General features: G+C 31.5%; 18 protein-coding genes. 1 reads left to right on the forward strand and 17 read right to left on the reverse strand.

Annotated elements, in window-relative coordinates; all coding sequences use genetic code 11:
• Positions 1–72 precede the first annotated feature (72 nt).
• The 16 genes from ACWJKP_RS08620 to ACWJKP_RS08695 form a co-directional block, all read right to left on the reverse strand.
• Positions 73–1533 (reverse strand): hypothetical protein, encoded by a 1461-nt coding sequence (locus ACWJKP_RS08620; protein ID WP_462961497.1) that lies wholly within the window; start codon positions 1531–1533, stop codon positions 73–75.
• A gap of 74 nt (positions 1534–1607) precedes the next feature.
• Entirely contained in the window at positions 1608–2261 is a 654-nt protein-coding gene (locus tag ACWJKP_RS08625) for a hypothetical protein (protein ID WP_462961498.1), read from the reverse strand.
• Between the two features lie 278 nt (positions 2262–2539).
• Entirely contained in the window at positions 2540–2716 is a 177-nt protein-coding gene (locus ACWJKP_RS08630) for a hypothetical protein (RefSeq protein ID WP_462961499.1), read from the reverse strand.
• A 203-nt stretch (positions 2717–2919) separates the two neighbouring features.
• Positions 2920–3201, reverse strand: a complete 282-nt coding sequence (locus ACWJKP_RS08635) for a hypothetical protein (RefSeq protein WP_462961500.1) — start codon at positions 3199–3201, stop codon at positions 2920–2922.
• Positions 3202–3216: 15 nt separating this feature from the next.
• A complete protein-coding gene (locus ACWJKP_RS08640) occupies positions 3217–3477 on the reverse strand; it encodes a hypothetical protein (protein ID WP_462961501.1) in 261 nt (86 codons plus the stop codon).
• Between the two features lie 134 nt (positions 3478–3611).
• A complete protein-coding gene (locus tag ACWJKP_RS08645; protein WP_462961502.1) occupies positions 3612–4709 on the reverse strand; it encodes an acyltransferase family protein in 1098 nt (365 codons plus the stop codon).
• 182 nt (positions 4710–4891) lie between these two features.
• A complete protein-coding gene (locus tag ACWJKP_RS08650; protein ID WP_462961503.1) occupies positions 4892–6574 on the reverse strand; it encodes a hypothetical protein in 1683 nt (560 codons plus the stop codon).
• Positions 6575–6615: 41 nt separating this feature from the next.
• Positions 6616–7047: a MucBP domain-containing protein gene (locus tag ACWJKP_RS08655; RefSeq protein WP_462961504.1), complete on the reverse strand. Its 432-nt coding sequence runs from the start codon at positions 7045–7047 to the stop codon at positions 6616–6618.
• Entirely contained in the window at positions 7044–8309 is a 1266-nt protein-coding gene (locus ACWJKP_RS08660) for a hypothetical protein (RefSeq protein WP_462961505.1), read from the reverse strand. The genes ACWJKP_RS08655 and ACWJKP_RS08660 overlap by 4 nt, the downstream gene beginning before the upstream one ends.
• A gap of 14 nt (positions 8310–8323) precedes the next feature.
• The gene (locus ACWJKP_RS08665) at positions 8324–9457 is read right to left on the reverse strand and encodes a hypothetical protein (RefSeq protein WP_462961506.1); all 1134 of its coding nucleotides are present in this window, start codon (positions 9455–9457) and stop codon (positions 8324–8326) included.
• A gap of 57 nt (positions 9458–9514) precedes the next feature.
• On the reverse strand, positions 9515–10447 hold the full coding sequence (locus ACWJKP_RS08670) for a hypothetical protein (RefSeq protein WP_462961507.1): 933 nt from the start codon (positions 10445–10447) through the stop codon (positions 9515–9517).
• Positions 10448–10461: 14 nt separating this feature from the next.
• On the reverse strand, positions 10462–10902 hold the full coding sequence (locus ACWJKP_RS08675) for a gp53-like domain-containing protein (RefSeq protein ID WP_462961508.1): 441 nt from the start codon (positions 10900–10902) through the stop codon (positions 10462–10464).
• 28 nt (positions 10903–10930) lie between these two features.
• Positions 10931–11485: a hypothetical protein gene (locus ACWJKP_RS08680; RefSeq protein ID WP_462961509.1), complete on the reverse strand. Its 555-nt coding sequence runs from the start codon at positions 11483–11485 to the stop codon at positions 10931–10933.
• A 159-nt stretch (positions 11486–11644) separates the two neighbouring features.
• Positions 11645–12337 (reverse strand): hypothetical protein, encoded by a 693-nt coding sequence (locus tag ACWJKP_RS08685; RefSeq protein WP_462961510.1) that lies wholly within the window; start codon positions 12335–12337, stop codon positions 11645–11647.
• Positions 12338–12363: 26 nt separating this feature from the next.
• Positions 12364–13689 carry a hypothetical protein gene (locus ACWJKP_RS08690; protein ID WP_462961511.1) on the reverse strand — a complete coding sequence of 442 codons (1326 nt, stop codon included), beginning with the start codon at positions 13687–13689 and terminating at the stop codon, positions 12364–12366.
• Positions 13690–13771: 82 nt separating this feature from the next.
• The gene (locus ACWJKP_RS08695) at positions 13772–21415 is read right to left on the reverse strand and encodes a phage tail tape measure protein (RefSeq protein ID WP_462961512.1); all 7644 of its coding nucleotides are present in this window, start codon (positions 21413–21415) and stop codon (positions 13772–13774) included.
• Between the two features lie 136 nt (positions 21416–21551).
• Here ACWJKP_RS08695 and ACWJKP_RS08700 point away from each other — a divergent pair, with 136 nt between their 5' ends.
• Positions 21552–22082: a hypothetical protein gene (locus tag ACWJKP_RS08700; RefSeq protein WP_462961513.1), complete on the forward strand. Its 531-nt coding sequence runs from the start codon at positions 21552–21554 to the stop codon at positions 22080–22082.
• Positions 22083–22457: 375 nt separating this feature from the next.
• On the opposite strand, the gene ACWJKP_RS08705 is transcribed toward ACWJKP_RS08700, so the two are convergent.
• Positions 22458–22808, reverse strand: a complete 351-nt coding sequence (locus ACWJKP_RS08705) for a hypothetical protein (RefSeq protein WP_462961514.1) — start codon at positions 22806–22808, stop codon at positions 22458–22460.
• Positions 22809–22993 lie beyond the last annotated feature (185 nt).

Raw genomic sequence — 22993 nt, forward strand, 5'->3', positions numbered from 1 at the left:
TACCAATACTAATTGTATCCATGTATTTATTACAACATTTAAAGTTAGTTATTGTTAGACCAACTACGTAAGTTACTTAATTATAAAATCTAGTCCTTTTGACCACGTTAAGCTAGGAATAACCGTTCCCAATGCATATCCTCTAACTATTCCATAATAATGTTTTTTATAATTATCAGTTGACCATATTTGATTAGGAAAACGATTATATCCATTGCTAAACTGTGTAAATCTGCTTATAACTTCAAGTTTTTTAACTGAATTATATTGTGCAACCATGCCATCTACGACACCGTTTAAATTCATAATCCCTCCACCATCTAGTTTATCTGCTACAGTTGTAAATGTTGGATAACTTAAATAATCGAAACTTGGTTGCACACACGTCAATGCAGTATAAAAATAATCTGTTTTAATTGTATTATTTGTAATACTAAATCGCATTTCTACAGTTCCATCAATTGAAAAATCAAAAGTTGAACACATATTTGCCTTTGCTAATAAAGTTGATACTTGAGTAATTTGGAACTCTTTGGTTAACCAAAACGCCCCAATACCTATACTTGACATATCTATAGAACTATCATTATAAACATATGACATGCCTAGATTGTCATTGAAGGTACATATTGCATTCGAAACAGTTTCGCCACCATGATAACTACCTATCCACTTATCTGTGTCCATATCATGAAAAGCATAATCATTTGCGCCTGAACCATTTATAAAATCTTCAGAGGTAGGAAATACTTTAAAATTGTTTACCGCTTGTGATTCATCATAGTCTTTTAAAAGCGAAAAATTGAAACATATAGGTCTTAATTTTCCTGTACCACTATTTTTTAAAGTTACTTTATATGTTTTAGCAGATTTACAAAATGGAATTGGAATGTCTATAAAAATATATTCACCACCAGCTAGATTCGAATTTAATTCAGTAAGGTCAATAGTTTTGGTTAATATATCATTTAATGATATATCTAACGCATTAGTTGAATATTGGTCAACTACCAAAGCTAATGTTATTTTTTTCTTTGCCCTTGATGTCATGTTCCAACTTGCAGAATCAGCAGGAGCAATATTCCATAACGCTAGTCCGTTTTGACCTTGACTACCAAAAATTCTAGAGGTATTTGCATTTGTGGTATTTGCAAAAGACGAATCATAAGCACCCATTATCCCAGGCGCAACTACTTGAGTTAAATTTCCACTAATAGGTGCATCCCACCAATAAACAAAAGCATCGGCCACCTTTGTCACTTGTTGTATTCGCGTTAAGTCCCATATACCGCCTGTGTCTCCAACATTACCACCACCATCACCTTTTTTTAATACATATAATACACATTGTTTATTAGCAACTTGCACTATGTTATATTCTGTATCTGATTTTTTATAAATTATTTTGTTGGAACTTGTCATAATGCCTTGTTTTGGTGGTCTACTCGATTGTGCTAATGCTTCATATTGTTGCGGAATATCAGCCAATTGCGCATCAATAGAACTTAATTTTTCATCTAATTCTGGTAACATAAATTTTTACCTCCCGTATATTTAGTAAAATTTGTAAATAAATATTTATTTATTATTTTCATAATTTCTCCTTCCTATTTACCATTTTTAGATATTTTAAAGTATAATTTTTGACCTAAGTCTAATGACCAACCAATTAAATTAATACTTTTACTGTCTGAGCTTATATCATAATGACTACCAGTTCTTAACAGATTCCCATACCTTAAGCTTGTTACTTCTAAGAAATCCTTTGCTTTGTCATATCCTTTAATTCCGATTATAATATTTGTAGCATTGTTAACAGTTGCAGTTGCTGTATTTTCTAATGTCTTTTTATTTGAAACTAAGGTCTCAAAATTTTCTAGTCTAGCATCTACACTTGGGTAAGCTATTAATAGTGCAGTAGAATTCCTTGCATTAACTATTTCTGTAATGTTATTATGAACTATAATTGGAGCGTCTGGAGATTCTGTAATATTAATCCACTCTGCCCCAACTCTTTTCTGAAGGCCTGTCCTATTTAGAAAAATTATTTTATTTTCAATTAGCTCAGAAGCATTTGTAACAAAATATCCATCTCTTTCTATAGTTGTTTCAAAATAGTCGAATGAGCAATCATCAGAATACCATTGTTCTATGAATTTTGTACTGCTACCTATAAATCCCTCAAATAAGTATTCATTAATTCCGATTTCTTTTATAATCCCAACATTTCCTTTAGCATACATTTTACCTAATAATTTCATATTAGTCACTCCTCTATTTTTTATGTTTTTTAAATTCTAAACTTACCCGTTTATATTGATTTATAAATGGGTAAAATAAAAAGAACTAAGAAAAGTTCTTTTCGTGATGTGTTATTTAATTTTGTATTTACTTTAGATTATTATCCAATATCATACTAGACAAATAAATTGTAATATTGAATTTCCCCACCGTAGCTTTTACCATTTATACCTCTTAATCTCATGAAAACCACCTCTTTTATAACATTATTCTATATAAAAGGTGAAATTCCTTCAATTTACATATATAAATCTTTATGCGCTTTTATGCTAGAAGGTTTATTTGTAACACAAGCCCACCCTTTGCAACCTTTTTCTCCACACTTACAATGCAATGTTACAAAATCTACATGATAAAATTCTAAAGTTATATTTGATTTTTTACAATATTGCTCTTCAAAATTTTCTTTTGTCATAAAAACACCTCCCGTTATTTGTATATCATTATATTATACGTTAATTCTAAAAAAGTGAACACATAATATATATGCGTTCATTAGTTATGTCGTCATATTATCCAAGCCCGAGGTAAGTGTGTCTAATTTTTGATCTAATTCTGGTTTCATAATTTAATCCTCCTTAATATTATTGTTTAGTTGTTACATATCTTTTAAAATACTTATTTTATATTTTTTAATAGCATAAATTTAATCCTATTGCCTTTTTCTAGACTCCATGAGACCAAATCTATTGACACATTATTACTATTTTCTGTGTAATGACTTCCCTTTGTTAGCTCCTCTCCATATTTACCTGTTACTATCAACTGGTCATGACTTGGATTGAAACTTAACAAGTGAGTGCAATTTGTAGTCAAACTTGCTACCGCTACAAACTCAGCAAAGAAAACAGAAGACAAACCATCTGCCCCTTTTGATGAAAAGCTTCCGAATAAACTCATAATTTAATTCACCTCCTATATAGCACCTATAAAGTTAAAGATAATATTTGCTTCCACTATCACGAAAGAATGAATCTCTTTATCTACCTCATCTGATTCAAATCCTTGTGATGCTCTCAGATAGATTAGATTCCCATTATTAATTTTGATGTGACAAATTTGATCATTTCTAAATGAAAATTTGTATGCTGCTAATCCACTTGGAATTATTTCTAAATTTGTAGTTGATGTTTGCAAATTTGGTGAGCCTATAAATGAACTTCCTAATCTTCCCATTGATTATTCCTCCTAAAATTGATATTTTTTTCTTGCTGTATATCCTTTAAATCCTGCACTATTACATATTCTCACCTCATTTTTAACTTTAAAATACTGTTTTTATTGTGTTTTTGGACATAAAAAGAGAAAGCCTAATCGGCTTCCTTAATTGATAATTTATTTATTAACTTTTTATTGATACATTTTAATTTTATATTTTTCACAACTATATTCTTATATTTTTTGAAAATCACAGCCAAGTAAACAGGCACCAATACTCCTAATATAACATATATAAACCAATAAGATTCAAGTTTATAACCAAACCACACACTTCCCAATAACCCTAAATCACCATGAGTAAACTTTAATATTACATAATTGATTATAAAGAATACAAACAAATGGTTTATCATAATACTTAATGTGTTCTCACCAATTTTGTATAATATATCATTGTCTTTAAGAATCTTTGATAAGGCTTTAGATAAAAATAAATATATATAAATTGCAGTAATACCAACTACAAAAGGTAAAACTATATATCCATTGAAAAGTCCCCATACTAAACTATATGTTATATCTTTGAAATTCATTAATAAAATAACTTGTATGATAAGCACAATCAATCCCACAACGGAATTAAATATATTTCTATTTTCATTTTGCTTATAATAAAATCCTAGATAATAAAAGAATAAACCAACACAAGTCCTTATTAAAATTAGTATAAGTGGTTTATTTGCAAATGTAACATATTTGGCCGTATATGTTCCTAATATTCCTATTGCAAGGAAAAATATAAAATGTATGTGTATATTTTTATTTACCTTTTTAATGTATTTATATATTATTATAAAAGCTATTTGTATAATTAGTAAAGCTATCATAAACCATGAAGCTAAAAACAAATGAAATTGATGTCCGTTTTCAAATGGTACGAGAAAAAATGACCTTAAATTAGGTAAACTTCCTAATAATATTTTATACTTTTTATAGAGTACAAAAGTTACTATCATATAAAATAAATTGAATGCAAAATATACTGGGATAGTCTTCTTTATTTTTTTAATTATATAAACTAAAACATTATCCTCATATTTTTCTTTGTAAAAATATCCCGATGCAAAAAAGAACACTGCCATGTGAAAACTATATACTGGAAACCACGTAAATGGATCATATTTATGACCGATAACTACAAATATAATACCTAAAGCTTTTAGAATTGTCATTTCCTTATTTTTCAATTTGTTTCCTCCTAAATTTAAACACCGTTATATTATATAATAATTATGAAAGTATTGCAAATTTGTCCTTTTTCATGTAATACATAATTTTCTATAAACTTATGATGCTATAGGAGGAAATTGATTACAATCGTTTTGTAAATGTTTATTATTCATTTTATAATATGAAGTATTAAATGGGTTTAAATTTGAATCCATGACCCTATTGTTGAACTATATATAAGTTCTATTGCATCATACATACCCATCATTAATGTTTTAACTCCAGCACGTAATTTTACATTACTATAATATGGGGCTAGACTATCATCATTCAAAGTTATTGATGGAACTCCATTATTTATAATTGTCATTCTTTGTCCATTAAAACCATCCTTTATTAACCTACTTGCCATAGTTACATTAGATTGACTAGAGATGTATGCAGTTCTACACCAGTATGGTATTGCATCATATTGATTTAAAAATTCTTTTCCATAGACTATATCAGTGTCAATATTATCTATGGAGTTATTTTCATCAGCACTATCAGTATATCCCCCTGCTATTTGGTAACTCATACATCGTCTATTATTTTTGATTTTAACATCTCTAGTTATACATTTTCCTTGAGTTACTAGAGAAATTTTTATCGAACAGGAACTTGTAAAGTCATTATCGTAAATTTCGAGTCCTTCAAATAATGTACCTTTTTCTAAATCAGCTGTAGACGGATTTCCTCCGTCTACATTATTAGAAAAGCTTCCATATGAAGTTGCTTCAATGCCATAATTATTTAAATTCCCACATATAGTATTATTATGAACTTTTATAGCATTAGATTTGCCTTCAAATACTGACTCACCGTAAGCTAATATTTGAGCTGAAACCCAAATTATACTATGTGACTGTCCTCTGAAAGTATTATCGTGAATGTCAATATTTGTATTAGTTTCAAATCTTATATTCCCCGTATCAATTTTTGTAGTATCTCCAAATGTATTGTTATAAATTTTCCAATCTTCACAACCATTTACCCACATATTAAGAGAATTACCGCTAAAATTACAACCAGTTATTTTTACTATATTTGTTGCCAATGGCCCAAATGCAACTCCTAACACATTTCCGATAAAAGCACAGTCTACAATATTTACATCGTGATGGAAATTGTTACCTCCCCACTGACCACCAATGCCTGTATCTGTTGCTCCTATAAATATACTATTTGTAACATTTGTATACGAGCTTCCAAGAGCTAAAGTATCATTTTGACCTGTTGTATCAACAACTATTTTGTCTATTTTATTTTTATAAGACTTATTTTCGTCTCCCCATACAGCTATACCGCCACCAGAAGAATGATAAACCATAACATCTTGAATTTTGCTATTATTTACGTTTTTAAAAGTAATACAATATATTCCATTCGGTTTATATGCTGTATTTTTTTCCATATTACCATTCACAGATAAGTCAGATACTGTTATAAAAGTATTACCATTAATAGCGTCTTCATTTGTGATTACGGGCACACTACAATCATTACTAACTTTCAGAGTTGTAACTCCTTTCCCTCTGCCTAATAATCCCACATAGGAAGGTAGTAATATTGAGGTATCATCTGCACATAGCAATTCTCCTATTGGTAATATTACTGTACCTTTCCCATCGTTATCTTTTATGTGATTTATGGATAATTGTATAGCTAGTGTCCAATTTGCCATTCCTTCTATCCAAAAATTCTTTGCATAAATTGCTATATCAGTTAAAGCTGAATCAACTTTTTCTATTTTTGTAGTTAAATTATCTATATTATTTTTAACATCACTTTTCACGATTTCTAATTCTTTACCAACCTGTACTATAGTTGTTGGTTTTCCCATTATAGAACCTCCTTTGCATATCATTGTTTAATTGTTGTATTTTATGTCACAGCTATTTTTGTATAATTAAATGTAATAATCGGGTCTAAATTATCGCTCGATATTACTACTGATTGCATGTTCTTACCATTTAAAATGTATCCTTTAAGTTCTTTAGCATTATGAAAATATGTCCCTGCATTTAAATCTGTAAGTATTTCAGGAACTTCTAATTCTATACCATTTTCATCCACATATTTTATAGTTATAGAGCCAATAATAACAATTTCTGGTGGGTTCAATCTAAGATTAATCGCATCTACTGTTACACTATTTGCTGCTATTAAAGATAAATCTGTAGGTAAGACTACAAAACTTTCTTGAACATTTGATTTTGTTACAATTCTAGTAACATCATCTATAACGTTGTACGCAAAAGTAATTGTTAATCCGGAATTTCTTATCATTGTGTTATGTCCTATATATTCGTTCATTCAATTTCCTCCTCTAAATTTGTTCCATTGTATAATTCTTTAAATAGCGACTTATTTAGTAAGTCCGTACTATCATTATTTAAACAATTTAATAATATATTTCTTTCGTTTGGGACTGTCAATTTCTCGTTTAAATTATTTGTATATTCCAACTTTAAATTTTCAAGTCCTCGTCTCTTTCCCATAATGACCCATGAAAATTCGATATCCTTATCCGCAGTAATTACAAAATATCTTGGAGTAATTGTCTTTTTCCAATTGCAACTCTCGTTTGGATTAAACTCAACTTTATATTCTTCATCACCGATACTTTCTAAAACAATCGGATTAATTGCTATCACACATTCTCCATTAGTAACTTTGCCAAATCCATGATCTCCCAACATTGCATCTCCAAATTCAAAAGAATGAAATAGTCTTTTGCCAAAATTCTTAGTATCTTGAGTACAATTTTTAGAACCTGAAACAGCTAAGTTAATGCATTCTAGTGAATTGATTCCTTTTATATTTCCAAGTTTAAAATTAACATTTCCATAAGAATTTGTGACTGTTTCAGTAATTTCTAACCCTGAGTTTCCAGTCCCATTTGGATAAATGTTTGTAGGAAGTTTTATATCACATTTCCTAACATTGTCATAAGCTTTGTTATTTATGGTTATTGCTTCATCAAAAGTTTTCCCGTCTAGGTTCCTCATCCCTATTTTAGTTGAGCAACCTAGCTCTGAAATGATATTTAAACTAGGGCTATCAGTTTTATTACCACCTGGATTAATTCCTCTATCTGTAGAAATAGACGCTATTTTTAGTGATGTCTGTAGAAAATCGTAAAGGTTTATTGAGTGTCCTTCAATCTCTATTGCTGGGGTTGGTGAATTTCCACTCATAATCTGAATCAAACCAGCAGTATTATTTTCTCCACCGATTGTTAAAACCCCAATTAAATGTGCCATATTTATTAAAGCATTAGCGTTTTGGTTCTTGTCAATATACATATCTGATAGATCACCCATTGGGGCTGTTAGTAAGACTATATCACCAACTTTTAAAACAACACCAGATTTGTTAGCTATATGCGTGAATACTGTTGAGCTAGTTCCATAATTGCATTCTACATCTGCGTAAATATCTGAGTACACTTGCATTACTTTGCAATAGAAATATTTTGGCATATTCATAATACTTATTTCTTGTTTTACCAAAGATCTAATTTCTGATATAAAGTCATTCATTTGCCTTAAATCTGCTATTTTTTTCTGTTCCATTCGTCCACCTTCTTTTAAGTTGAAGTATTTGTTGTTTCTCTATCCATAAAATCTATCGAATCAGAATACAAGAATGCAGTAATTGTCATTGCAGTTTTAGCCGTTAAATCTAGGTTAAACTGCTGAATAATAAATTTTATATAATCTAATCCGATAGAATAATCTGTTACCAGAACTGCTTTGTTTGTCTTTATCCGGAATAAAGTTTTGCTGCTAATGGATATTGTCTCTTGTACACGCCTAGCTTTTATTCCTTCCATAACTGCATGTTGATTACATAAGTCATTATTATATAATTTTGCATTTGTAATTACAGGCATAGGCTTGTCTCCTATTAATTGTCGTCTTGTGTTAGAAGTTAAATCGTCATTAACATATTCTCCTGTGTATACATTTCCAGAGTTCATGCTTGCTCCAGTTACATAAATATGATTGAATACTTTAGAAAACTGCATTGTTCTAACTCCACCCATATATGAGTTTTCTTCCGTACTAAATGTATGAATTGTCTCAACTACATTTGCATCCCTAAATTCTTGGAATACAAAATGTCCTGTATCATCGTAGTATCCTTCTCTTGAATAAACATTACACAAATCTCTAATAATAGTCCCATATGTTGCACTAGAATCCCAGTGGAGATCAAATGGCGCAATATCTGGAAGTGATTGTAGAATAGGGACTTTCTTATCTCCTACCATTAATAAAATACTTCTTATAGCATCATCAATTCTATTTCCCGATGGGATAGTATGAACATGACCAATTGGAATTTGTAATAATGCAAATTTATCATCAACTTTTATGGAAACTGTTTTATTTGAACCAGTACTAGTTATAGTAGGGTCATTATTGTGTACTACAAAAATACCTTCTGGCTCCCAATATTCATTATCTTCTTTATCTTTATATCCTAAATATAGTTGGAATTTAAACCCCATCCAAAGTGAATCTACCCCTGGTAAAAAATCTTTATTACTATTATCTAATACTAGTGACAAACTTCTCTTAACTCCAGTGGAGGAAGAGTCAACGGTTAAAGAAGACCCATCAAGTGGCATTTTAATTAAAGAACTTTGAACCGATTCATCCTCATTTCTTAATACCTCAATTCGGCATAATGGAATAAGAATGCTTTCGTCTAGCATCTCTGTATGTTCCTCACAATCCGTTATAATATATCACCTCCTAGTATTGTTTAATTGTTATTCTACTTCTCCAATTTCTGTATAATAAATTGTCACATCGCAATACTGATTTTTATTTCCATTATCTTCGCCTATTTTAATATCATCATTATATTTCACATCAACAGTCGAACCTGAGCCTTCACTCATAATTTTTATAATATCTCCATTTCTATTTTTAAGATATTTATATTTCTTATCATGTAAGAAATTTGTTAAATCGACCACATAATCATTCCAAGCAGCTAGACCTTCAAAATCATAAATACCTTCGATTGTAGGGAAATAAGAGCTTGTAAATGTTCCAGATCTAAAGTTTCTATTTCCAACCACAACAGTATCAAATTTTGTATAGTTCTTTAAATACGTTACATCATTATTCACAGTAATTTTATCAGACGATAAGTTTAAGTCGAACATATATGTTTCTACATCAGAATTGGTTTCTGGGTCTTTACTATCTGCATTAGAACTGATAAGGTAATATCCATAAAAGCTTGTCTTTATTTTGTCAGTAACAATAGGTTGGCTGATTTGTGAATCAGAATGTGCATATAATAAATATTCATATTCTGTATTCCCTCTGCATTTATAGTCTGTCCATGATTTTACACTGACAGCTAAATCGGCTAACTTAATAACTATACTATCTTGGTATTTCCTTCTATATAAACTCCAGCTTGTAGGATTAGATGTCATTCCAAACACATTACTTCCATCAACTTCTCTATTATCAAAATTTGCTAAAAATTTAACATCAGGAGTCCAACTCGGTAGCGTACTTACACTTGTATTCAAAATTTGTATATCTGTCTTTTCATAATTATGTATCATTATATTATATAAAATACAATCTCCATTAATTGTAAATCCAACGTGAGATTGAATAGTATTTTTTGCAGTTGATAGAATCGTAGATGAACTCATTAAAAACCCATTTATTATTGCCATAATATTATCTCCCTTTACTTGCCGATAGCAGTATAATTAGGGGCATATGAACTTCCTGCTGTTCCAAGTCCTACACATGTGCACCATTTACATCCAACTTTTGTGATATTATAGAACCCGAAGGACATTCCAAGCCCACCAGCATCTGATCCGGTAACTTTTGAACAAACTTTTGGAAACGGCGTTTTAAACACGATATCACCAGTTACTTGCTTTCCGTTTGAAGTCATTTTTACAGGTTCTGCATAACCCCAAGCCGTTATGCATCCATCGAGAGCCTTATTCCATCCTTCTGTATAATCACTTTGAATATCACTCATTTCTCCTTGCATTACGAAAAAACTTTCCATAACTAATGCATTATTTTTTACTGCATTGAGTAAATCGGAAAACTTCTCTATGACTTCTGAAGCGGTTCCTTCTAGAATCATTATTCCATTTTCTGTAGTCTTCATTATATCTCTCCTCCTTTTATATTATTGTTTAATTATTCTCTTGAATCATAAAAGCAATTGGAAAATCATACATATCTTCAAGACTAATATCATAAATATTCTTAACTAAGTTATAGATATTGAATTGTCTAATAACTACTCGATCTGCTAATAAAGTAAAATAAAAAGGATTCTCCGTTATTTTAATTACCTCGCTATAATCAGTTATTCCATTAATTGTCGTATAAAATTTTTGATTACTTAAATCATATCCAAACTTATAAGTTCCGTCGTTGAAAGAAAATATTATTCCATTACAATTTTTTTGTAGTTTTGTACTAAATGGTAAAGTAAAAGGGAAATTTACAACTGTAGTGTTATAATTCAAAGAAGCCCCAGCCTCTAGTTTTAAAGCAAGATTTCCAAACTTTATAAAATTATCCACATAACTATGTCTTCCATTAATTATTCCTGGGTTTAAACTTATTTCACCCCAATCAATTTGCACAGCTGATTTGTTAGGAATTTCAGTTGCAATAGGTTTATTTGTTACTCTCAAACTTGGATAATTGACATTAAAAAGATTCTCAGTAGTTAGTGTCATGCCTAATCCACCAGCAATATTTTGTGATTCAGCCTCTAATTCAACTACATAACTGTTCGTAGTATTAAGCCCGTCAAAATTGTATTGTAGATACGAGCTAAATACATCTTTTGATTCAAATATTAATTTCTTTGTCGTTTTTATTTTAAATCACCTCTATTAGTAAACTCTATATACTATTTTTTCATCTTTTAAAAGTGCCCATCCATTTAAAACTATTGTTTTATTTGTTGTATTAATTGAATAATGGTCTGGTGTCTCTAATGGAGTGCTTTCAAATCTTATATCCATGTTAATCTTCGCAATATCTACTTGAGAAAGTATATCGGGTGATATTGGAATTGCAGATATATTGTTTGTAGGTGCTGTATAAACTTGGATATTTTTTAGAACATCATTGGACTTATCAATATCTCTGATATGTTCACCAACTGTAGCAAATACTTCTCCGTTAGCATCTATTCTACTATCTATTACCTCAGTGTCTTTTGTCCCGTCTCCGTTGCTTGCAATTATGTTTGCTATTTGATTTTGTACATCTATCACTTCTTGAAGAGAACTGTTCGCAGTTAGTTTCGCCAAGTTAGCTATTTCCAAAGCAAGGCTAATATTCGACGATGCAATATTGGATGTATCTATAGCTCCAGCTATTTTCACGTCTTGTTTGGAAAGGTCTTCAGTATTTGGGACTGCTATATTAACTCCATCTACATTTCCCACGTACAGACGTTTCGTATCCACTGCTAAAACTGGCTCTCCTGGCAGAAAACTTACTGCGTTTGCATCTAGTCCTATCTTAAATTGTATTAAATCTATCTCTTTCTTTGATAAAACTGAATCAATTACTGCCATTTATATCCCTCCTTTACTATTTACTATTAAAATGAGCCCCCTGTTATTTTGAAACGATTTGGGATATCACCAAATGTACCTCCATAAATAGATTCCCCATTTTGACTTTGCCCTATGAAGCCACCATGGACTTGATAATGGACTGATGATAATTTATATTTATATCTCTTTATAGGAATATTTTCCTTTTGATTATAATCACATTTAAATACAAAGTCCTTACTTGCCAAAGTGTCTGGCACATTTAAAATGGCCGTTGGTGTACTCATATTAGTGAATAACATTTCACCACTTGAAACACTTTCGCCGCCATTACTAGAATTCCAATATATTAATTGCCATTTTAAAGCTCCACGAGTAGTAACTGTTCCTCCTTTTAATGTATACCTAAACACTTGCTTGTCATAAAGCATAACCGGTAGTACAGTCTTGTTTGATATTTTTAGGCTTTGAAAATAAACAAATGAATTACTAGATAAATTACTTTTATCCCCAGTAATCACCATTTTAATTGTATGACTTGAATCAGTTAAATCAGTATTTATATATGCCGAAGTATCCATGTTATAAACTGGAGAATATAAATCTACATTTTTACTTAACACTCCATCAATATAAATATCCACAGTTCCAGAATCAGGGGTCATGTCCATATATAATTCAACTCCGTTAGAAGTAAATGTATATTGAATATCATCTCCTTTTACCTTAGAGTTCTTTGAAGCACTTGTATTTAATACATTGAAATAATCAAATTCTATACCCGCTTTTGTCGAAGCACTATATTTATCTCCTGTTACTAATACTTTTATTATGTGACTTCCATAAGCTAAGCTATCAATAGAATAAGCTTTTTCTTTAAATTTATAACCTGTTGAAAGATAGGTATCCACAGTTCCATAGTCAACTTCGTCGATAAAAACGTGAAATATTCCTTTATCTTTTCCTTCTGTAAAATAACATTCTATCCCAGTTCCTACAAATACGAATTGGAAATAATCATTTGCAGTAGATGATTGGTGAACCGAATTATTATAATATCCTGACGTGGAGCTTGTTAATGTTATCCAATCGTTTCCGTAGTATTGAATATTGGAATTTGAATCATCTATAATTTGATTGGAATTTTTAGTAAATATACCAGAATATTTGATGTTAGGATCAGTATTCAAAATTCTTGCGCTACTTCCACTATCATATTTAATATTGTTATCTGTATCTAAAATTAATAATTGATAGGAATCGATTTGTAAACCATTTACAATACAAGAAAATTCAGTATCATAAGATAGGTCTCTGCATACATTATGGGGAGATTGCTTTGAAGATTGATAAATTGTATTAATTGCCATATTTTCACCACCTTTTATTATTGTTTTTTAATGCAAAAAGAGGTGTAATAATAAAATTACAACTCTTTTTATATTTGTTTATTTAGTTGTCTCTTTGTGTGTGTGAAACCTCTCTCATGGTGTTCAGAAAGCCATCAAAATTTCCTACGTTTGGTAATTCCATATTGGCAATATGAATAATAGTGTCGCCTTTCCCTACAGGTGCTACTGTCACATTTAATTTAAGATTAGACAAATCTGGCATATTAGTATTAGGCATGATACTAGGTATAACATTAGGTATTAGAGCGCTTGATTTTAACTTCCCCAAATTCATCAAATCCGGTGGCAATATTGCACCTTTACTATTTTTATATGGATTTTCTGATTTAGGAACAATCATTTCGCCCTCATGCACCTTCGTAATTTCATCCTCTACAATATATCTTGAACCAACTGCATATCCTTTGTAACTGCCTCCATTTTTAAGAGATTTAATTCCAGGAACGTTATCTATGCTCCCGTATCTAGAAATCATATAACGAATAGCAGAAATTGCGTTATCTACAGGATCTAATATATCCCCATGCCCATTCATCATGTGCGTCTTGAAGGTTTCGTCTATCATCTGCATTAAACCTTTAGAGGGATGTCCGTTTTGAGCATTAATATCATAGGTATTAATATCCTTGGGATTTCCACTAGATTCGTGCATTGCAATTGTTTTTAATGCTTCGAAGTTACTCATACTTGTCCCAGTTGCCAACATTGCTGTTTTTATCCAAGAATCTAAATTACCACCTACAGTTTTTGTAGTTTCCTCTATAATTCTTCTTGCTCCAGCATAGTCACTCCTTGAATCTAAATCTGTTATTTTTATATTTTGTCCTGTGGCTGGGGCTTGAATAAATTTACCATCTCCAATATACATTCCCTCATGATGTGGCGATTGAGGATCTCCGAAGAATACAATATCGCCTGGCTGTAAATCTTTCTTAGCTACGGATTTTCCTTGTTTTACTTGGTCATAAGTTGTTCTACCTATATCTACACCTAATTGCTTATATACATATTGTACCAATCCTGAGCAGTCAAACCCTCCAGGAGAAGCCCCACCCCATACATAAGGTGTTCCAAGATATTTCATGGCTTCCGTTACTAATGAACTTCCCATTACTCCACCTGCACCACCAACCATACCTGCTACTTTATTTGTAATAAATCCTTCTATATCAGCTTGTGTCATTCCGTTTATCAACCCTTGCATTAAATACTCACCGATTTTAAACATGACTTTTGAAGGACTTGCAATACCGAATCCTTTATTAAATTGGTCTATAATCTTTTTTGTAAGCTCATCAACAATATCTGTCATGACTTTTGAACTATCTGTTACACCTTTTCCTAATTCATTTACTAATCCTGTACCAGAATTATAAGATTTTTTTACAAAATCATCAATTCCAGTTCGTATTTTTAGTATCAAAGAATCAACAGGGATTGTAAGCAACGCTTTGTTTGAAGCAACAGCATCCCCGATGTTTTTATCAGTATTTTTACCAAAATCTTTCGAGTTATTTACAAAATTTTGTATATCAGAGGTAATTTCTTTTACTAGATTTCTAACAGGATTTTTAACAAATGCATCATTAGCAGTTATGGATTTTCCTATATTCTTGTCAGTATCAGAAGCATATTTAGGTGAAACATCAACAAATTTTTGTATGCTATCATCCACACTAGTGAGTAAATCTTTAACTGATTTTGTTGTATCATTTTTATTACCCGTTAAAATATTATCTAAAATCTTACCTGAACCATTATTGACTGGGTTATTAGCTGGATTGGCATAAGTTTTTAGATTATGAATTGGAACAATATTGTTATTTAACTTATCGTTAGAAATAACTTGATTCCCTTTAGATAATCTTACCCTCTCGGGGCCGTTTTCACCAACTAAATATTCACCGTCTTTTGGGACATAATCTGTTCCATTAGCATAACCGGTTAGTTTAGCTTGTTTATCTTGTTCTGCTTTAATTAAATCATTGAGCCTGTCCACTTTAGATTTATCAATATCATCTGATTTCGATTTAGCAATCTCAGTTTGTGTTGCTTGTAATGCTTCTTGCGCAGACTTAACGGCAGATTGACTTGCTTGATATTGCCATTTGCCATTTACAAAGATTTTGTCAGTTTTTTGCTGCTGTGCGTCATATAAATTCTTTTGTTTGTCTATTAAATCGTTTTGTTGCTTTAACTGATCCGTAATTTTTGATTCTGCTGTGGCTTTTTTATCAATTACTTCAATTTGCTTTTGATAAGATTCAATTACCTTATCAGATGCTTTTTTGATGTCTTCTATAATATGCTGTCTTATTTCTACAGCAAGACTAGATTCAGTTTCTTTAATTTCAAGTAATTTATCATTCATGTCAGAAACTTGCTTTTGAGTATATTTACGACTTGCTATCTCAGTCTTTATATATATTTCTCTTTGTTTAGCGATATCCATTTCTTGTTTAAGAGAAGAAAGTATCTCACCATTTAATCTGTTACCTGTTTTTGAATCAGTTGTTATGGATAACTCATTTTTAAGAATAGACATTTTTTTAGATACAGAATTGACTCTGCTATCATATTCTTTTAATTTTGATTCAAAAATTTGATAAGGAATTTCTGTTAGCTGAGTTTGAAGCTCTATTATTTTCTGTCGTGCAGAAGCGACTTTGCCTAATAAATTGTCAGAACCAGAATCTATGGTGCTTTCGTCACCAGAACCCGATATATCATTATTCTTCTTCTCTTTATTTGCGTTTGCGGCAAGTCTTTCTAAAACTTTAGCATTAGCTTCATTTGTAGCAATTGATTTTTGTTGTAAGGCTATTTCTTGTTCGATAATTCCTTTTTTTGATGCAATCCCATTTCTATAATCTTCAGAACTTTCGTTAAGTTTTGATTGGCTGGCTTCAAGTCTCTGCATTTTTGCGTCAAGTGAAGCAAGTGAATTTTCGTAATCTTTATTTGCGTTTGCGGCTTGTTTTGTTGCATTGGTGAGGATTTTCTGTTGTCTTGTTTGCTCTTTTTTTGATTCAGCATCAGCTTTGTCTTTCTTAGATTTTCCTTTATCTGTCCCATTATAATAATCAGCACTCATACCCTTGAAGTCTACTTTAGGAATTAATGAATTTAGTGAATCTGAAATAGCTTTATTCTTAGCCTTAATCTTCTCTGCCATTCCATTTGCCTTTTCCATCGCCTGTTTTCCACCGGGGGAGTTAAGTCCTATTCCAGAAGAGTACAAGTCTCCCACGAGTTTATTGCTATCAACTTTTCCCTGAGCGTCAAAATAATCTGCCCAAGCTCCTGCAATCATCTTTATGGTTTCTGCCTCAAGCGCAATCTTGGCTTCAGCTAAATTTTTACATTTCGTAAAATCCGTTTTATAACCTTCAGTTTTAAGATTGTTTAGCAGGTCATTATTTTTACTTATAGTATTATAGAAATTTGCGTCCAACATCATAATATTTTCATAAGTAGTTTTTGCAACATTTTCTTCATTTCCTATTGCTTTAGAAATTTGCTCGTAAAGTTCCTTTGTATTGCCAAGATAAGGAGCTAATTCTTTGTGACTAGCAATTATTTCATTTGTAGTATCGGCTGATAAAGAACCATTATCATCTATTTCTTTTGAAAATTTATTATAAGCTTGTAGTTTGGAGATTGCATCAGCGTAGGATTTATCTAGTGCTTCTAAATCGGCTAGTGCTTTTGCTGCACCGACCCCTGCTTTAGAGGCTGCGTCTTGAGCAGACGTACCAACTCCATCCATAGAAGCCTCTATTTCTTTTAAAATCTTATTGAACAATTCAAACTCTGTTGCTGGCATAGTCTTTTTTAAGCTACTCTTAAGAGAGTCTAAAGCAGTCTTCTGTTTATCAATTTCTTCTGGAGTATGACTTGCTTTTTTATTAAAGTCATCTACCGATGCGGAGAATTCAATAAATCCAGTATTTTTACCTAATTCTACTAATGAGTCTGAGTAACTTATAATTTTATCTTTACTAACATTCTCTGAGTTACCCATTTTATCAAAAGCACTTATTATTCCATTTGCAGAAGCACCCGTGATTCCAGCTGCAACCACTCCGTCTTCGGCTAATTTCTTGAACCATGCAGAGTAAACAGCAACTATATCTTTTGATTTAGTCATGCTGTTATAAGCTTCGTCTCTAGTTTTATTAGCCTCTTCTAACACAAAAGTGTTTATTGCTTGAAGATCTTTTGCAGTAAGTTCACCTTTGACTCCTAACTCGACCATATATTCTGCTTTTTTAATAGCATACGCTTTTTCGTAATCATCACCACTGCCTTTTGCTACCTCTGATGACGAATTATAAATATTTTGTTGTTTTAATGAATTATTCTTTGATTTATCATAATTGCCTGCCGCATCCTTAATTGCTTGTTTTACAGCTGCTTTATCTATTTCTGCATTATTTTTCTTCATTGCCGACGTTTGTTGCTCTATAGATAAAGTTTGATCTCTTATTATTCCAGAAGAGTCAGGTAATGATTTATTTAATTGTTTTACAACTTCTCCATATCTCTTTGTTTCTTCAGCAGTAAGATTAGTTTTTTTTGCTAATTCCTCATGTTCATTTATTAAATCGTCTATTGAACTAGTTTTACTATTTATAGAATCTAATGCAGCTTGCATATCTTGGACTGCATTTTTTTGTTTTTGGACATATGATACTATTGCAGTAATGGCAACAGTTAATACAAGAACTCCGGCTAACATTGCTGCTTTCATAGCCCAAGCTCCCATTGTAACAGCCTTCTGAGAAGCATTCAAAGCTGCATTCGATGCAGTTTGACCTGCTGTGCTTGCTGTAGAAACATTCAAACTAGCACTCGTTTGAGCTATTACTAGATTGTATTGTTCTTGTGTAATAATTTTTTCCTTTAATAAAATATCAGCTTGTGCTTGAGTTATTGACCCAGAAGCAACTTGTCCTTGTAACCCAGCTTCATACACAGAACGTCTTCTTAAAGCTAAGTTATACTCCTCTTGTGTTATCATTCCTGATGCTAATTGTGTTTGTAGTTCTGCTTCTGTAAACATACGTTGTAAGAGTTCAGCTTTTCTTCCTTGCTCAGATAAAGTTCCTTCTGCAATTTGAGCAGACAAACTAGCTTCTACTTCAATCCCTCTTGTGAGACTTGCTTGAAGTCCAGTTTGTGCAGCACTAAATATATTCGTGCTCGTTGAAGCCAGTCCTAATTTCGTTCCAACTACTTGCAATATACCAGCAGATTCTGTTGCTGTTATACTTCCTGCTGCTACTTGCGCAGACAAACTAGCGGATGCTGCTTCATAAGCTTTTGCCGCAGTTGTGGATTTTTGAAATCCTCCAGTGAGAGAAGAAAAACTATTAATTCCTACTTTATCTAACATTTGAGTGAAATTCATACCAGATACTATTTTGAAGCCTGAAGAAAGTGCTTTGACTGCAACACTAACTTCAAGTAATGTGAATAACCATTTTTTCATTCCTGGGTCTGCTTTAGAAAGAGCTTGAGCAAATGACGTTGCTCCATTAACTATACCTTTTAGTGAAGATAGTAATCCAGCTTCACCAATAGTGAGATAAAGTTCTTTAACTGAGGCTTTGAAAATCTCAACTTGTTTCGCATAAGTTTGCATAGCTTTCTCATTTTCTTTTGCAGAGTATCCTACCGAGTTAGCACTTTCTTTTGCTATTGTATCTATTTCACCCCAACCTTTGGCGAGGATAGATATATCATTCTTCCTCCATGCTCCACCCATCGCATCTAATATATCATTTGAAGATTTTGTACCTTCTCCAAACTTATCTAGTGCCACATTAGTTTGTGTCATAATATCCTTAAAATTATTAAAATGCTCTGCGTCTTTCATAACTATTATACCGTAGGATTCTAAAACTTTAATCGTATCAGGTCTTAAAAGTCTTGTTTCCATCGTTTTGATTGCATTTCCAATTTCTTGACCAGATTTTTGAGTTGCTTCGCCTAAAACAACAGTCATGGCATTTAAATTATCTAAATCAATTCCTAATGCTTTACTACTTGATCCACTCTTTTGCATAGCTTCTGCCATATCATTTGATTGGACAGCATATTTATCTCCTAATTTATTCCAACCATCAATAATCTTTTCTGAATCTTGAAAACTCATTCCCAATTGCTTAACGGCACTTACTAAGTAACCTGTCATCTCTGTAGCACTAGTTATTTCTGTTGTATTTAACCCTAACATTACAGATTTAGACATCCCCATTAAGTCAGATTTGCTACTAACTCCAGCTCTTGCCAACTCTGTCATTGAATTCTGGACTTCCTTCAACGGCAGTCCGAATTCTTTAGAATATTGAACTGCGGCTGCGCCATATTCTTTTAATTCGTTGTTGGTAATATTTTCTAATGTACGAGAAAGATCATTTAATGATTTTTCGTAGTCGGAATTCGTCGTGATTAGTTCTTTTATACTATTCCTTAATAAATATATATTAGCTGCGGCAAATGCATACGCTCCAGATATTTTTACACGATCCATCATAGCGTTGCCAGGCGAACTACTTGACATTGCCAATTGTGTTTCACCACTTATCTTAGCAAGTTGTTTGCTCATAGCATTATATTTTTGACTAGAAGCCTCTTCTTGCGTGTATGCTTTCAGGCTTGATAAAGCTCTTTTCTCATTATCTGCAATAATTCTAGCTGTAGCTTGCTGTCTAGCTTGGACTTCTTGATTAATAACAGATTGTATCCTTTTCACTTCATCCGTATATTTTTTAGCTTGTGTAGTAGCTTCTACCCTAGCAGTCCCTTCTAAATGTAACGAAGATATTAAAGCCGTAGTTCTAGTCGCTAGGTTATTTAAGTCCCCAATTCTTGCTTTTTCAGTAGAATTTAATCCCAAATAAGATTGTTGTACTTCTTTTAATTTACTTTTATAACTGTCTAAATAAGCAGTAGTGTTCTGTCCACCTGCTCTTTTCTGAGCGTCTGCTTGAGCCATCAATGTCCTAGTGGTACTTTCTGATGCAGTTTTATAAGCTAGTTGTTGACTTTGGGCACTCTTTAAAGCAGCACCTTGTAACCCATATTTATTAATTGTATTTTGTACCTGAACTGCCATGCCTGCTAAACTGGCAGAAGTCGCTTTGCCTTCAATATTAACTCTTTGATATGCTGTTGCTATTTTTAGTAATTTAGCAGCAGATTCGTCAGTTACTATTTTTGTAGTAGGTTGACCTTCTGTTATAGTACCATCCTTATTTTCAGTAATCTTTTTTGTTGCGGCTATTTTTCTACCAAGTGCATCATAGGATTCTATGATAGTTTTGTTTGCAGCTATTTTTGCCTTGCTATCAGCCAAAGCGTCAACTTTAGATTTATTATAAATCTCCGTTGTTTTCTGTTGTACTTCTACTTGTTTCCTTCCTAGCTCATCAATAGCTTTTAAAAAACCTTTTAAGTTGCTAGTATCTACTCCAACTTTTGTCATATCTTCAAGACTTCTCTTAATTAACTTTGTGGACTCAAGAAGTTTTGTCTTTGTTTGTGGGTCTATTATATCTAAATTTAATTTCTTTATGTTAATACTTGATAATATCTTATTAGCTTCTGTAGCATTGGTTCGAAGTAAATCCAGACCAAGGCTTAATCGTCCAATTAATTTTTCATTTCCTATTGCCATAATAGTGCCTCCTTATATTTTTACAAAATAAAAAGACGACTATTATTTAGCCATCTTTTAATATCATTGTTTAATTGTTGCGATTTGTTTGTATATTATGTAAAAAAAGCATATAATCATTTTAGAGGTGATTATTTTGATTGGTGTGTTAATATTTGTAGCAATATTATATATTGTCTTTTATTTCTTTTCTAAAGAAATATTCATGTTTATGAGCTTAGTTATATTTTCATTAATTTGTAGTGTTATTGCTTCTATGCTAGGAATACCTAGTGATAGTTTACCTAGTGTTATAATGGTAACTCTTTTTTTGATTATAGGATCAGCTATAATTACAGGTAGAATTTATAATAAAAAGTTAGATTATAATAAAAGGGCAGAGTTTAAGAGAGAATATGAAGAATATAAAAAAATAAAATTAGTAATCGGAGATTTAAAATTAACTGATCCTAAATATAGTATAGAATACCAAAACGAACATATTTCAGGATTAGAGAATGAAATTAAAAAATTCTTACCACAGAAAAAATATTGTGCTGTTAAAATATCCGAATGGAAACAAGACATAAAATTAAGCAAAATGTATCTTGAGGTTTTAGAAAATAGAGAACCAGAGCAAGGATCTAATAATATCTCGCAAAAATTAACTAAACTATTTAACAAATAGTATAAACTTTTGCCAGGTATTATATTTTAAAATAAATATTTTATAAGATATTTGTTAAAAAAATAGGAAGACGATTGTTAGTGTCGCTTCCTATTTTTGTCTATTTACTCTGATCCATAAAAGCTAATGCCATTTCCTTTGTCATTCTTTGTGGCTTGGAAATTTTCTTCTCTGAATAGTTCATTGGATTTGCTGCATTGACTAACTCTGAGCCATCCATATTGCTATTCCCTAAGATATGAGAAATACTATCGAAACTAAGTTTTAATCCCAACTCGTTTATACATCTTTTATAGTCTATATAATAGAACTCATCAAGATCCCACGGCCTAAATCCGCAGTGAACGACTAATAAAGAACATCCTCTGTCTAGGGTTATTCCTTCACTGTCTCCACTGCTGGATCGTTTTTTATTTCTTCCTCATCTAAAATTTCATTTAGGCGTTTTGTTATGTCTAAAATTCTATTCATTGTGGGTGAATCTAAATTATCATATATTTCTTCATTAATTTCATCTTTGTCAAGAACTGCTTTGAGTAGTCCTTTTACAATGTCTTCAGCATCTAAGAAGTTAAAAACTTTTGCAAAACCGACCTTCTTAATCGTCATATAATTTGCATAAAAACCCTGTTTCATGTATTTTACTTTTACTGGCTTAAGCTCTGTAGCCTTTCCTACGATAAGAATTTCATTATCTTTTAATTTGATTTCTTTTTCTACTGCCATTTTCCTTCACTCCTATATTATTATTTAATTGTTGTTGATATGTTCAATTCAAAACCACGTCTACTTCAGTTGTTAATATGCTCATTGCCGTGCTCCTTTTAACTCCAAATATATAAGAAGAGAAGAGCAGGGAGTTATCTGCATCATCGGTTAATTACTTCCGACTTATCTTCTCTGTAAATTTT

Source organism: Clostridium sp. CM037, from assembly GCF_055081095.1.

Bases quoted from the DNA above. Each gene is read 5' to 3' on its own strand.
- ACWJKP_RS08620 (WP_462961497.1), bottom strand. From the start codon at position 1,533: ATGTTACCAGAATTAGATGAAAAATTAAGTTCTATTGATGCGCAATTG.
- ACWJKP_RS08625 (WP_462961498.1), bottom strand. From the start codon at position 2,261: ATGAAATTATTAGGTAAAATGTATGCTAAAGGAAATGTTGGGATTATA.
- ACWJKP_RS08630 (WP_462961499.1), bottom strand. From the start codon at position 2,716: ATGACAAAAGAAAATTTTGAAGAGCAATATTGTAAAAAATCAAATATA.
- ACWJKP_RS08635 (WP_462961500.1), bottom strand. From the start codon at position 3,201: ATGAGTTTATTCGGAAGCTTTTCATCAAAAGGGGCAGATGGTTTGTCT.
- ACWJKP_RS08640 (WP_462961501.1), bottom strand. From the start codon at position 3,477: ATGGGAAGATTAGGAAGTTCATTTATAGGCTCACCAAATTTGCAAACA.
- ACWJKP_RS08650 (WP_462961503.1), bottom strand. From the start codon at position 6,574: ATGGGAAAACCAACAACTATAGTACAGGTTGGTAAAGAATTAGAAATC.
- ACWJKP_RS08655 (WP_462961504.1), bottom strand. From the start codon at position 7,047: ATGAACGAATATATAGGACATAACACAATGATAAGAAATTCCGGATTA.
- ACWJKP_RS08660 (WP_462961505.1), bottom strand. From the start codon at position 8,309: ATGGAACAGAAAAAAATAGCAGATTTAAGGCAAATGAATGACTTTATA.
- ACWJKP_RS08665 (WP_462961506.1), bottom strand. From the start codon at position 9,457: ATGCTAGACGAAAGCATTCTTATTCCATTATGCCGAATTGAGGTATTA.
- ACWJKP_RS08670 (WP_462961507.1), bottom strand. From the start codon at position 10,447: ATGGCAATAATAAATGGGTTTTTAATGAGTTCATCTACGATTCTATCA.
- ACWJKP_RS08675 (WP_462961508.1), bottom strand. From the start codon at position 10,902: ATGAAGACTACAGAAAATGGAATAATGATTCTAGAAGGAACCGCTTCA.
- ACWJKP_RS08680 (WP_462961509.1), bottom strand. From the start codon at position 11,485: ATGACACTAACTACTGAGAATCTTTTTAATGTCAATTATCCAAGTTTG.
- ACWJKP_RS08685 (WP_462961510.1), bottom strand. From the start codon at position 12,337: ATGGCAGTAATTGATTCAGTTTTATCAAAGAAAGAGATAGATTTAATA.
- ACWJKP_RS08690 (WP_462961511.1), bottom strand. From the start codon at position 13,689: ATGGCAATTAATACAATTTATCAATCTTCAAAGCAATCTCCCCATAAT.
- ACWJKP_RS08695 (WP_462961512.1), bottom strand. From the start codon at position 21,415: ATGGCAATAGGAAATGAAAAATTAATTGGACGATTAAGCCTTGGTCTG.
- ACWJKP_RS08705 (WP_462961514.1), bottom strand. From the start codon at position 22,808: ATGGCAGTAGAAAAAGAAATCAAATTAAAAGATAATGAAATTCTTATC.